This window comes from Pseudoxanthomonas sp. GM95 (genome assembly GCF_900109775.1).
Classification (GTDB): domain Bacteria; phylum Pseudomonadota; class Gammaproteobacteria; order Xanthomonadales; family Xanthomonadaceae; genus Pseudoxanthomonas_A.
Window position 1 is genome coordinate 15226 of record NZ_FOAX01000002.1, and the last position, 11878, is coordinate 27103.

At 66.4% G+C, this 11878-nt stretch carries 9 protein-coding genes; 4 read left to right on the plus strand and 5 right to left on the minus strand.

What is annotated here, in order from left to right:
- Positions 1-26 precede the first annotated feature (26 nt).
- Positions 27-719, minus strand: a complete 693-nt coding sequence (locus BMZ17_RS08235; RefSeq protein ID WP_093138133.1) for an OmpW/AlkL family protein — start codon at positions 717-719, stop codon at positions 27-29.
- Between the two features lie 422 nt (positions 720-1141).
- On the opposite strand from BMZ17_RS08235, the gene BMZ17_RS20920 reads away from it, so the two are divergent.
- Complete coding sequence (locus BMZ17_RS20920; RefSeq protein WP_175485532.1) at positions 1142-1462, plus strand: hypothetical protein; 321 nt, start codon at positions 1142-1144, stop codon at positions 1460-1462.
- Positions 1463-1680: 218 nt separating this feature from the next.
- Here the strand turns inward: BMZ17_RS20920 and otsA are convergent, their stop codons facing one another.
- The 3 genes from otsA to otsB are packed head-to-tail and all read right to left on the minus strand — an operon-like array spanning position 1681 to position 5603.
- Positions 1681-3045, minus strand: a complete 1365-nt coding sequence (gene otsA / locus BMZ17_RS08240; protein ID WP_093138134.1) for an alpha,alpha-trehalose-phosphate synthase (UDP-forming) — start codon at positions 3043-3045, stop codon at positions 1681-1683.
- Positions 3042-4823: a glycoside hydrolase family 15 protein gene (locus tag BMZ17_RS08245; RefSeq protein ID WP_093138135.1), complete on the minus strand. Its 1782-nt coding sequence runs from the start codon at positions 4821-4823 to the stop codon at positions 3042-3044. Before BMZ17_RS08245 ends, otsA begins: the two co-directional genes overlap by 4 nt.
- A gap of 39 nt (positions 4824-4862) precedes the next feature.
- Positions 4863-5603 (minus strand): trehalose-phosphatase, encoded by a 741-nt coding sequence (otsB, locus tag BMZ17_RS08250; RefSeq protein ID WP_093138136.1) that lies wholly within the window; start codon positions 5601-5603, stop codon positions 4863-4865.
- 232 nt (positions 5604-5835) lie between these two features.
- Here otsB and BMZ17_RS08255 point away from each other — a divergent pair, with 232 nt between their 5' ends.
- The 3 genes from BMZ17_RS08255 (at position 5836) to BMZ17_RS08265 (ending at position 10832) form a co-directional block, all read left to right on the plus strand.
- Positions 5836-7263: a dihydrolipoyllysine-residue acetyltransferase gene (locus BMZ17_RS08255; protein ID WP_093138137.1), complete on the plus strand. Its 1428-nt coding sequence runs from the start codon at positions 5836-5838 to the stop codon at positions 7261-7263.
- 15 nt (positions 7264-7278) lie between these two features.
- Positions 7279-9438: a dihydrolipoyl dehydrogenase gene (lpdA, locus tag BMZ17_RS08260; protein WP_093138138.1), complete on the plus strand. Its 2160-nt coding sequence runs from the start codon at positions 7279-7281 to the stop codon at positions 9436-9438.
- 101 nt (positions 9439-9539) lie between these two features.
- On the plus strand, positions 9540-10832 hold the full coding sequence (locus BMZ17_RS08265) for a Xaa-Pro dipeptidase (RefSeq protein WP_093138139.1): 1293 nt from the start codon (positions 9540-9542) through the stop codon (positions 10830-10832).
- 76 nt (positions 10833-10908) lie between these two features.
- Here BMZ17_RS08265 and BMZ17_RS08270 read toward each other — a convergent pair whose 3' ends face one another.
- Positions 10909-11730, minus strand: a complete 822-nt coding sequence (locus BMZ17_RS08270) for a porin family protein (RefSeq protein ID WP_093138140.1) — start codon at positions 11728-11730, stop codon at positions 10909-10911.
- Positions 11731-11878 lie beyond the last annotated feature (148 nt).

The following is an 11878-nucleotide window of genomic DNA, read 5'->3' on the forward strand; positions in this document are numbered from 1 at the left end:
GGCCGCGCGGCGCAAGGGCACTTGGCTTAGAAGCGCGCGCCGATGCCCACGCCGACCGTCCAAGGATTCAGGTCGAGCTCTTCACCGGTGCGGCTGCCGTTAACCGTCAGGTCCGGCGAACCATCCATGTAGCGCGCATCGACACGGGCGAACCAGTTCGGGTTGATGTTCATGTCCAGGCCCACGGTGCCGATGGCGCCCTTGGCATCCTTCACCCCGACATGCGCACCCGGCACGCTGGCCAGGTTTTCATTACTGAAGTTGGACTGGTAGTAGCCCACGCCGACGAACGGACGGAACACCTTGTCGGCCGTGCCGAAGTGGTACTGGCCACTGATGGCCAGCGGCAGCTGGTCGACGCTGCCGATCTTGCCGGCGTTGTCGCTCACGTCGTGCTTGAACTTGTCAGCCGCGCCCCACAGCTCCACCGCGATGTTCGGCGTGGCGTAGTAGCTGGCGCTGATGGTCGGAGCGGTATCGCCATCGACATCGACGCTGGTGCCGCGCAACGGACGCGAGGACGGCTGCATCATGGTGGCGCTGCCGACCACGGCCCAGCGCTTGTAGGCGGCATCGGCATCACCGCTGGTGGTGCTGTTGGTGGCCACGCCATGCGGCGTGCCATCGTTGTCGGTCGCCGCACTCACGGCGTCCTGTGCAAACACGGGGGGAGCAGCAAGCAGCGGCACCAGGGCCAAACCAAGCAGGCGAATCTTCATGGGGTGAACCTCTTCTTCGTTCTTGTGATGTGGCCCGCAACGGGGCGGGACGGCGCACACCGTAGGAATGTGCAGATGAACGAATGCCGGCGTGCCGCACGCGATTCAGGCTGGTGCACAGCAGCGCTTCATCTTGTTGGAGAAGGCGCCACGCGCATCGCCAAGCGCCGTGTAGAAAAACGTTAAATTCCGGCGCTTTTCTTCACGGTTGCGTGCTTGGCTAAGTCGCTTGCTGATTCAGCCTGTGGGCTGTCGCGTGGGTCAGTTTGCGCAGGTGCGCTGCAAGGCTGACGCTTGCTTTCGCCTTTCGCCTTTCGCCTTTCGCCTTTCGCCTTTCGCCTTTCGCTGTGGCTGTGGCTGTGGCTGTGGCTCTGCTGTTGATCTGATCGAGCCGTAAAGCGAGCCGAGCACCGCAGGCTGAAATGGCCGAAGAGGCGCGGATGTCTGAGCGTAGCGAGTTCCCGCGCCGTGCCATTTCAGCTGAGGAGCGCAGGCCACCGCCGCAACGCGGCGGCGAGTGTCCGGCGAAGGCGGTTTTGCTTCCTTTTGCCGCGACAAAAGGGAGTCGTGCCGCGAAGCGGCGCGAAAGCTCTGCACTTGATCTTGTCTTGCCCTTGTTTCGGGTTTTCCGTCAGCAAAGCGAAGCAGGTGCAGGTGCGAGAGCGAAAGCAGAGCTTTCACGTCGCTTCGCGACGCGAGCCACTTTTGTCTTGGCAAAAGTGGCCAAAACCGTCAGCGCCTGACACTCGCCGATGCTGTGCATCGGTGCCCTGTGCTCCTCGTCTGCTCGGGCACGGCGCCCAAACTCGCTTCGCTCAAACAGGGCGCCTCTTCGGCCCGATCAGCCTGCGGTGCTCGGCTCGCTTTGAAGGCGCTGAACATCAGGAGCCAGGCAAAAGCCACGACCAGATCAAAATCTCAAGCAACGGCAACGGCAACACAGATGCCCGGGATGGCTAACTCAAGCCGCTTCCAGCGCCTGCAGATACGCCTTGCGCCAGGCGTTGATGTCGTTGTGCTGCAGCTTGTCCATCATCGCGCGCCAGCGTTCGATGCGCCTGGGTTTGGGCATCGTGGAGGCCGTGGCGATGGCGTCGGCAACACCGTCCAGGTCGTGGGGATTGACGATCAGGGCTTCGGTCAGTTCATCGGCGGCGCCGGCCAGGATCGACAGTACCAGCACGCCGGGATCTTCCGGGTCCTGGGCGGCGATGTATTCCTTGGCGACCAGGTTCATGCCATCGCGCAGCGGGGTGACCAGGCCCACGCGCGCGGCGCGATAGAACCCGGTCAGGGTGGCGTGGGTGTAGTTCTGGTTGACGTAGCGGATCGGGGTCCAGTCCGCTTCAGCATAGGTGCCGTTGACGTGCCCGGCGATCTGTTCCAGCTGGCTGCGCAGCACTTTGTATTCGGCGACCTCGCCCCGCGACACCGGCGCGATCTGCAGGTAGGTCAGGCTGCCGCGCTGCTCCTTGTGGCGCTTGAGGTAGCGCTCGAAGCCGCTGAAGCGCTCGGGCAGGCCCTTGGAATAATCCAGCCGGTCCACACCGATCGCCAGTTGGCGCCCGCGCAGGCTGTTGCGCAGGTCGCGCACCGCAGTCTTGTTGGCCGAGGTCCGCGCCTGTTGGGCGATCAGGCCGGTGTCGATGCTGATCGGGAAGGCGCCGGTCTGGAAGCGACGGCCGCCGGGGGCTTCCAGCGTGTCGCCGTCCAGCGCCTTGCCGCCGCCGAACAGGCGCACATAGGCCTTGAAGCGGTCCACGTCGCGCTGGGTGTGGAAGCCGACCAGGTCGTACGAATACAGCGTGCTGAAGAAGCGCTGGTGATCGGGCAGTGCCGCGATCAGGTCGGCCGAGGGCATCGGCGTATGCAGGAAGAACCCGATCTTGCAGCCGATGCCGCGCTCGCGCAGCAGTGCGCCGAGCGGGATCAGGTGATAGTCGTGGATCCAGACGGTGTCGTCTTCCTTCAACAACGGCGCGAGCTTGTCGGCGAACAGCGCATTGACCCGGCGATAGCCTTCGCGCTTGCTGCGGTCGTAGTCGACCAGATCCAGGCGGAAGTGCAGCAGCGGCCACAACGCGCCGTTGGAAAAGCCGAGGTAATACGCGTCGTGGTCGGCCTTGGACAGATCCATGGTCACGTAACGCGTGTTGCCCTCGCTGACTTCATGCAGGCCGCCACTGTCGCGCGCCGTCTTGCCGCTCCAGCCGAACCACAGGCCGCCGCGTTCGGCCAGCGCGGCAGTCAGGCCGGTCGCCAATCCGCCGGTCTGCGACTGGCCGGGCAGGGCGACGCGGTTTGACACGACGACGAGTCGACTCACGAAGCTTCCTGCCAGGAGCGCGACAGGCGCATGGCGGCGATGATCAGGCCCACGTGCGAATAGGTCTGCGGGAAGTTGCCCCAGGCCTCGCCGTTGTCGAAGGCCAGGTCTTCCGACAGCAGGCCCAGGTGGTTGCGGCGGGCCAGGATGCGTTCGAACATCTCGCGCGCCTCGTCCTTGCGGCCGATCGCGGCCAGCGCGTCGATGTACCAGAAGGTGCAGATGGTGAAGCTGGTCTCCGGCTCGCCGAAATCGTCCGGCGCCACATAGCGGAACAGCGCATCTCCCTTCTTGAGCGTGTTGCCGATCGCCTCGACCGTGGCGATGAACTTGGGATCGTCGGCGGGAATGAAGCCGATGTCGGCCAGCAACAGCAGCGAGGCATCCAGGTAGTCGCTCTGGAACGAGGCGCTGAAGTAGCCCAGGTCCTCGCGCCAGGCCCGTTCGATGGTGTTGGTGCGGATGGTGTCGGCACGCGCGCGCCAGTGATCGGCGCGCTCGGGCAGGTCCAAACGCGCGGCGATCTTGGCCAGGCGGTCGCAGGCGGCAAAACACATCGCCGCGGTGTAGGTGTGGACCTCGGCGCGGCCGCGGAATTCCCACAGGCCCGCGTCGGGCACGTCGTACATGGCGAACGCACGTTCGCCGAGCGGTTCGAGCCGCTGGAAGGTGTGCACGTCGCCGGGATCGGCCAGGCGTTGGTCGAAGAACAGCTGCGTGGAGGCCAGCACCACCGAGCCGTACACATCGTGTTGCTTCTGGATCCAGGCCAGGTTGCCGCGACGCACCGGGCCCATGCCGCGATAGCCGGCCAGGCTGGTGACTTCGTCCTCGTGCAGCTCCACCTCGAAGTTGATGCCGTACATCGGCTGCAGCGTGCCGTCGTGGGTGGCGATGTTGAAGATGTAGCCCAGGAACTGCTCCATCGTGCGGGTCGCGCCCAGGCGGTTGAGCGCGCGCACCACGAACGCCGCATCGCGCAACCAGCAATAGCGATAGTCCCAGTTGCGCGGCGTATCGGCGGCTTCCGGGATGGAGGTGGTCATCGCGGCGATGATCCCGCCGCTGTCCTCGTACTGGCACAGCTTGAGCGTGATCGCGCTGCGGATCACCGCTTCCTGCCAGTCCAGCGGAATGGACAGGTAGCGCACCCACTCGGTCCAGTACAGGCGCGTGTTTTCTTCGGCCTCGCGCACGTAGCCGGCCAGCGAGCGACGCAGCGATTCGTCCACGCCCAGCACCAGGTGCAGCGGATGGCTGAGGACGAACGGCGTCTCCTCGCGGATGAAACGCACCGGCACATCGGTGGTCAGGCGCAGGGTGAACTCGGGCAGCAGCCAGCGCACGTGGTTGCTGCCCCAGGTGGAATCGGGCTTGCGCGCGCCCCAGTCGGCCAGCGGCCGGGCGCGGATGCGGATGCGCGGATTGCCGGTGAGCGGGCGGATCTGGCGGATGATGCTGACCGGCCGGTAAAAGCGCTGGTTCTCGCGCCAGCGCGGCGCGAAGTCGATCACTTCCAGGGAATTGCCGTGCGCGTCGCGCAGCACGGTGCGCAGGATCGCGGTGTTGGTGAGGTAGTGCTGTTCGCTGGATTCGAAATCCTCCAGCTCCACCGCGAAGTCGCCGCCCACCTGGTCCTTGGGCGAGAGCAGGTTGCAGAAGGCCGGGTCGCCGTCGAAGGCGGGCATGCAACTCCAGACCACGCGTGCCTGCTTGTCGATGAGGGCACCAAAACTGCCGTTGCCGATGACGCCCATATCCAGGTTCGGGTGGCTCATGCGTGCTCCATTAAGTTGTCGCGGTGGGGGACCGGGGAACTACAGGTTGGACCGCAGCCAGGCGTGCACGGCGGTCACATCGGGAAGGGCATACATCGCGTGGCTGTTGGGGCGACGGCCGACCAGCACGCTCCAGCCGCCCAGGGAATTGGCGGCCTCGAAGCCGTACTCATCGGTCAGGTCATCGCCCACGAACACCGGCACGCGGCCGGCGAACGGAGGCTGTCCCAGCAATCTACGCACCGCGCGGCCCTTGTCCACATCGGCCGGCACCAGTTCCAGCACCTGGTCGCCCGGTTGCAGGCGATAACCGCCCAGTTGCGGGATGAAGCGCCCGGCCAGCGCCTGCAGCGCGGCGGCGGCCTGCGGCGCGGCGCGCCAGTGCAGGGCAATCGCGCCGCCCTTGTCTTCCACGCGGACGCCCGGATAGCGGTGGGACAGCACGGTGGCCTCACGGCGCAGTTCGGCCAGGGCACCGGGCACCGCACGGGTGGTCTCCGGCGCGCCACGCAGCTGCTGGCCGTGCATGCCGGCGGCGGGCAGCGACAGTGGCGCGAAGACCTGGTCCAGTTCTGCCAGCGGCCGGCCGCTGACCAGGGCCAGGGCACCGTCGAGCTTCTGCGACAGCCGGGTCACCGTGTCCAGCCCGCCGTCGGGCAGGCCGACCGCGCCGGGATCGTCGTTGAACTCCAGCAGGGTGCCGTCCACGTCCAGGAACAGCGCGCAGCGGTCTGCCAGCGCCGGGGGCGGCGGGAAGCGGTTGGGGGGACTGACAGGCATGGCCGGTGGGGAAAGCGTCTTCGGCGTGCAAACGTTGGGACGCATTCTTCGCACACGACGGTGAACACTTGGTGTTCACGATCGAATGCAAGTCCAAATTCAGTGCGAAGACGAAATTTCGTCTTCATTTGACGCAATTTCGCCTTCGACCATCCGCCAAGGTTGGCGGGAGGCCTTGCGGTCGTACAATGGCCAGCCCGACCTACCCGCAATCCAACCGGAGTTCCCCAAGATGGCCCAAGCCCAGGAATCACGCGTACCCGATATCGGTGACTACAGCGACGTGCCCGTGATCGAGGTGCTGGTCTCCGTCGGGGATACGGTCAAGAAGGACCAGGGCCTGATCACCCTGGAGTCCGACAAGGCCACCCTGGAAGTGCCAGCGGCCTTCAGCGGCGTGGTCAAGGAAATCAAGGTCAAGATCGGCGACAACCTTTCGGAAGGCGCGGTCGTCGCCCTGATCGAAGCCGAAGGCGAGGCGGCGGCCCCGGCCGCCGAGGCCAAGCCGGCCGAAGCCGCCAAGGCGCCCGCACCCGAAGCGGCCAAGCCCGCCGCCCCGGTCGCCGCCGAACCGGCCCCGACCCCCGACAAGCTGACCCAGCGCGAGATCGCGCTGTCGCAGTCGCGCACCGCCTCGGGCGCCACCTCCGGCCAGGCCGAGCCGCCGTCGCCGCCCACCAGCACCCCGCCGGTGACCTTCGACGCCTCGCGCGTGATGCCCGACAAGGTGCCGCACGCCAGCCCGGCCGTGCGCCTGTTCGCCCGCGAACTGGGCGTGGACCTGCTGCAGGTCGGCGGCAGTGCCCGCAAGGGCCGCATCACCAAGGAAGACGTGCAGGGCTTCGTCAAGAAGGCCCTGGCCGGCGGCGGCGCGACCGCTTCCGCACCGGCAGCCGTCGCAGGCGGTGGCAACGGCCTGAGCCTGCTGCCCTGGCCGAAGGTGGACTTCGCCAAGTTCGGTCTGACCGAGGTCAAGCCGCTCTCGCGCATCCAGAAGATCTCCGGCGCCAACCTGGCCCGCAACTGGGCGATGATCCCGCACGTCACCCAGTTCGATTCGGCCGACATCACCGACCTGGAAGACCTGCGCGTCCTGCTCAACAAGGAAGCGGAGAAGTCCAAGTCCGGCGTCAAACTGACCATGCTGGCGTTCCTGATCAAGGCCAGCGCCGCGCTGCTGAAGAAGTACCCGACCTTCAACGCCTCGCTCGACGCGGCTGGTGAGAACCTCACCCTGAAGCAGTATTTCAACATCGGCTTCGCCGCCGACACGCCCAGCGGCCTGGTCGTGCCGGTGATCCGCGACGTGGACAAGAAGGGCGTCAACGACATCGCCGCCGAAACCGGCGAGCTGGCCAAGAAGGCCCGCGACGGCAAGCTCGGCCCGGCCGACATGAGCGGCGGCTGCTTCTCGATCTCCTCGCTGGGCGGCATCGGCGGCACGGCGTTCACGCCGATCGTCAACGCGCCGGAAGTGGCGATCCTGGGCGTGTCCAAGTCGTCCATCCAGCCGGTGTGGGACGGCAAGGCCTTCCAGCCGCGCCTGATGCTGCCGCTGTCGCTGAGCTACGACCACCGCGTCATCGATGGTGCGCTCGCTGCGCGCTTCACCGCCGATCTGGCCAAGGTACTCGGCGACATGCGCCGGGTCCTGCTGTAACCGGGAGCCTTACGCATGGCAAACACCATTGAAGTGAAGGTCCCGGACATCGGCGATTTCTCCGACGTGCCGGTGATCGAAATCCTCGTCTCCGTCGGCGACACCGTCGCCAAGGAACAGGGCCTGGTCACGCTGGAATCGGACAAGGCCACGCTGGAAGTGCCGTCTTCGGCCGCCGGCGTCGTCAAGGAAATCAAGGTCAAGATCGGCGACACGCTGAGCCAGGGCGACCTGGTGATCGTGCTCGAAGGCGAAGGTGAAGCCACGGCCGAAGCGCCGAAGGCCGCCGCCCCCGCCAAGGCCGAAGCCCCGAAGGCCGAGACCAAGGCCGAAGCGCCCAAGCCGGAAAGCCCCAAGCCGGCCCCGGCCAAGGCGGCCAGCGGCCCGATCGAAGTGAAGGTGCCCGACATCGGCGACTTCTCCGACGTGCCGGTGATCGAAGTGCTGGTGTCCGTCGGCGATACCGTCGCCAAGGAACAGGGCCTGGTCACGCTGGAATCGGACAAGGCCACCCTGGAAGTGCCGTCCTCGGCCGCTGGCGTGATCAAGGAAATCAAGGTCAAGGTCGGCGATTCGCTGAGCCAGGGCGACCTGGTCGTGATCCTGGAAGGCGAGGGTGGCGATGACGCCGCATCCGCGCCGGCCGCGGCCGAAGCCCCGCGCGCTGCCCCGCCGGTGACCCCATCGGCCGCGCATCCCGATGCTGCCGCCGCGCCCAAGGCTGCCGCTGGCACCGGCAAGCCGGCCGATATCGAATGCCGCATGGTCGTGCTCGGCTCCGGTCCCGGTGGTTACACCGCCGCGTTCCGCGCCGCCGACCTGGGTCTGGATACGGTGCTGATCGAGCGCTACGCCAGCCTGGGCGGCGTGTGCCTCAACGTGGGTTGCATCCCGTCCAAGGCGCTGCTGCATTCGGCCAACGTCATCGACGAAGCCGCGCACGCCGAAGAGTGCGGCATCGAGTTCGCCAAGCCCAAGATCCACCTGGACAAGCTGCGCGCCTATAAAGAGAAGGTGGTCGGTACGCTGACCAAGGGCCTGGCCGGCATGGCCAAGCAGCGCAAGGTCCGCACCGTGCAGGGCACCGGCGTGTTCGTCTCGGCCAACGAAATCGAGATCACCGGCGACGACGGCAAGACCCAGCTGCTGCGCTTCGAGCAGTGCATCATCGCCGCCGGTTCGCAGGCGGTGAAGCTGCCGAACTTCCCGTGGGACGACAAGCGCGTGATGGATTCCACCGACGCGCTGGAGCTGCAGGAAGTCCCGAAGAAGCTGCTGGTCGTCGGTGGCGGCATCATCGGCCTGGAAATGGCCACCGTTTACAGCGCGCTGGGCAGCGAAGTGACCGTGGTCGAGTTCCTCGACCAGCTGATGCCGGGCGCCGACAAGGACCTGGTCAAGCCACTGGCCGATCGCCTGAAGAAGCAGGGCGTCATCGTCCACCTCAAGACCAAGGCCGCCGGCGTCAAGGCCGAGAAGAAGGGCATTACCGTCACCTTCGAATCGGCGACCGAAGGCGAAAAGCCGGCGCTGGAATCGGGCACCTGGGATCGCGTGCTGGTCGCCGTGGGCCGCTCGCCCAACGGCAAGAAGATCGGTGCCGACAAGGCCGGCGTGCAGGTCACCGACCGCGGCTTCATCCCGGCCGACAACCAGATGCGCACCAACGTGCCGCACATCTTCGCCATCGGCGACATCGTCGGGAACCCGATGCTGGCCCACAAGGCCACGCACGAAGGCAAGCTCGCCGCCGAAGTCGCCTCGGGCGAGAAGAAGGAATGGGTCGCCCGCGTCGTGCCGTCGGTGGCCTACACCAACCCGGAAATCGCCTGGGTTGGCGTCACCGAGACCGAAGCCAAGGCCAAGGGGCTGAAGGTCGGCGTGGCCAAGTTCCCGTGGGCGGCCAGCGGTCGCGCCATTGGCATCGGCCGCACCGAAGGCTTCACCAAGTTGATCTTCGACGAAGCCACGCACCGCGTGGTCGGCGGCGGCATCGTCGGCGTGCATGCCGGTGACCTGCTGGCCGAGATCGGCCTGGCCATCGAGATGGGCGCCGAAGCCGAGGACATCGGCCACACCATCCACGCCCACCCGACCCTGAGCGAGTCGGTCGGCATGGCCGCAGAGGTGTACGACGGCACGATCACCGACCTGTACATCCCGAAGAAGAAGTAAGCCGCGCGCGTCGCGCTTGCCAGCGCGGCGTGGCGTGGATTAAACAAGGAGGCGGCCTTTCGCGAGAGAGGCCGCCTTTCTTGTTTTTCGGGGAATCATCGATGCGTCGTTTTGCTGCCTGCACGCTGGGTCTGGCCCTGGCTGCGCCGTTGTCCGTCTTTGCGCAGTCCGCGCCCGCACCGCAGACCTTGGTGGTCACCGCCGCGCATCTGATCGATGTGCTCAAGGGCACCGTCGTCGATGATCCGCAGGTGGTCATCACCGAAGGGCGCATCGCCAGCGTCGGCCTCAAGGGCGATGCCGCGCCGGCCGATGCCAAGCGCATCGATCTGGGCAACCGCACGCTGCTGCCGGGCCTGATCGACCTGCACGTGCACCTGACCTCCGATCCGACCATCAGCGGCTATCGCGGGCTGGAGTTCACCGACAACTTCTGGACGATTGTCGGCGTGGCCAACGCGAAGAAGACGCTGCAGGCCGGTTTCACCACCGTGCGCAATGTCGGCTCGGCCAATTACGACGACGTGGCGCTGAAGCAGGCCATCGGCGCCGGTTACATCAGCGGCCCGCGCATCGTGCCGGCCACCTATGCCATCGGCGCGACTGGTGGGCATTGCGACACCACCGAGTTCCCGCCCTCGGTCAGCGCGCCGTCGCCGGCCGTGGCCAACGGGCCGGAAGAAATCCGCAAGGTCGTGCGCACCCTGCGCAAGTACGGCGCGGAAGTGATCAAGTTCTGCGGCACCGGCGGCGTGCTGTCCAAGACCGACAGCGTCGGCGCGCAGCAGTATTCGCTCGAGGAAATGCAGGCCCTGGTCGAGGCCGCGCACATGCTGGACATGAAGGTCGCCGTGCACGCGCACGGCAAGGCCGGCATCGATGCCGCCATCCGCGCCGGTGCCGACACCATCGAGCACGCCAGCCTGGCCGATGCCGAGTCGTTCAAGCTGGCCAAGCAGCACGGCACGGTGTTCGACATGGACATCTACAACGACGACTACATCCTGGCCGAAGGCGCCAGGAACGGCGTGTTCGCCGAGTCGCTGGAGAAGGAGCGCCAGGTGGGCCTGAAGCAGCGCCAGACGTTCCAGGCCGCGCATGCGGCGGGCGTGACGCTGGGCTTCGGCAGCGACGGCGGCGTGTATCCCAACGGCGACAACGCGCGCCAGTTCGCCAAGATGGTGGAGTGGGGCATGCGCCCGATGGAGGCGATCCAGGCCGCGACGGTCACCGCCGGCAAGGTGCTGGGCAAGGAGCACGACGTCGGCGCGATCGAGGCCGGCCGCTATGGCGACCTGATCGCAGTCTCGGGCGATCCGCTGGCCGATGTCACCGTGTTGCAGACCGTGGATTTCGTGATGAAGGGCGGCGTGGTGGAAAAGTCCGCGGACTGACCGCTTGTTCAAACAGTAAAAACGACGAGGCCGCGATGATCGCGGCCTCGTGCGTATCCGGCATTGCGTACTTCGCTTAGAACGCGAAGGTCACGCCGGCCATCGGGCCCTTGAACTCCAGGTCGATGCCGCCGGAAGCGTCGCGGCCGGACTCGTTGTAGTTGATCTTGAACCAGTCGTAGCCGGCGAACACACCGAAGTTCTGGGTCACGCGGTACTCGACGATGGCGTTGGCGCGCTTGATCTTGCCGTCGTAGTCGAAGCTGCCCCAGCTGGCATCCAGGTACTGGCCCTGCAGGTTGATCAGCCAGCGGTCGCCCGGGGTGAAGCTCAGGCGTGTGCCGACCACGGGCGCGACGCCGTCTTCCTTGGCCGAACCATAGAAGCTGCCCACGTCCGGGCCCGCATCGGCGCGAACCTTGCCGTCCAGCTTGGCCCACTCGGCGCCCAGCTGCAGGCCCCAGGAGAACTGCTCGCTGTCCACCACCGAGAAGTCATAGATCAGGCTGGCCAGCTGGAAGCGCGTGTCCAGCTTGGCGAAGCTGCCTTCGGGCACCGTGGTGTCCTGGTAGCTGATGTCCTGGCCCAGGGTCTGGGTGTTGTTCTTGTCGAAGCGGAAGTAATCGAAGATCACGCGGTTGCGCGGGGTGATGCGCCAGACGCCGTCAATGCGCGGCGAGATCTCGTTGCTGCCGAAGTCGAAGTCCTCGTCGAAGTCGACCGGATTGCCGGCGATGTCGCCGCTGCCCTTGAGCTTGCCGCTGCCGTCGGCGTCCATCGCGCCCAGGCGCAGGGTGAAGCGGTCGTAGTCCTGGTCCTGCGCATGGGCGGGAGCGGCGAAGGTGGCCAGGACGGCGGCGGTCAGGCCCGCCAGGGCCAGGAACGGAAGGGCTTTCATCGAGGGTGCTCCTGCAAGCGGAAATACGCCGGCGTATCGCCGGCTCGGGGGCGCCAAAGTTGCACCCGCCCAAGTGCAGGAGGGGTGAAAAAATGGGACTCGGAGGTTCACATATGTGAGATCCCGTGAAGCACGGCGCGCTGGCTGA

Excerpts from the sequence above, each read along its gene's own strand:
- BMZ17_RS08235 (WP_093138133.1), bottom strand. The coding sequence starts at position 719 with ATGAAGATTCGCCTGCTTGGTTTGGCCCTGGTGCCGCTGCTTGCTGCT.
- BMZ17_RS20920 (WP_175485532.1), top strand. The coding sequence starts at position 1,142 with ATGGCCGAAGAGGCGCGGATGTCTGAGCGTAGCGAGTTCCCGCGCCGT.
- BMZ17_RS08245 (WP_093138135.1), bottom strand. The coding sequence starts at position 4,823 with ATGAGCCACCCGAACCTGGATATGGGCGTCATCGGCAACGGCAGTTTT.
- otsB (WP_093138136.1), bottom strand. The coding sequence starts at position 5,603 with ATGCCTGTCAGTCCCCCCAACCGCTTCCCGCCGCCCCCGGCGCTGGCA.
- BMZ17_RS08255 (WP_093138137.1), top strand. The coding sequence starts at position 5,836 with ATGGCCCAAGCCCAGGAATCACGCGTACCCGATATCGGTGACTACAGC.
- lpdA (WP_093138138.1), top strand. The coding sequence starts at position 7,279 with ATGGCAAACACCATTGAAGTGAAGGTCCCGGACATCGGCGATTTCTCC.
- BMZ17_RS08265 (WP_093138139.1), top strand. The coding sequence starts at position 9,540 with ATGCGTCGTTTTGCTGCCTGCACGCTGGGTCTGGCCCTGGCTGCGCCG.
- BMZ17_RS08270 (WP_093138140.1), bottom strand. The coding sequence starts at position 11,730 with ATGAAAGCCCTTCCGTTCCTGGCCCTGGCGGGCCTGACCGCCGCCGTC.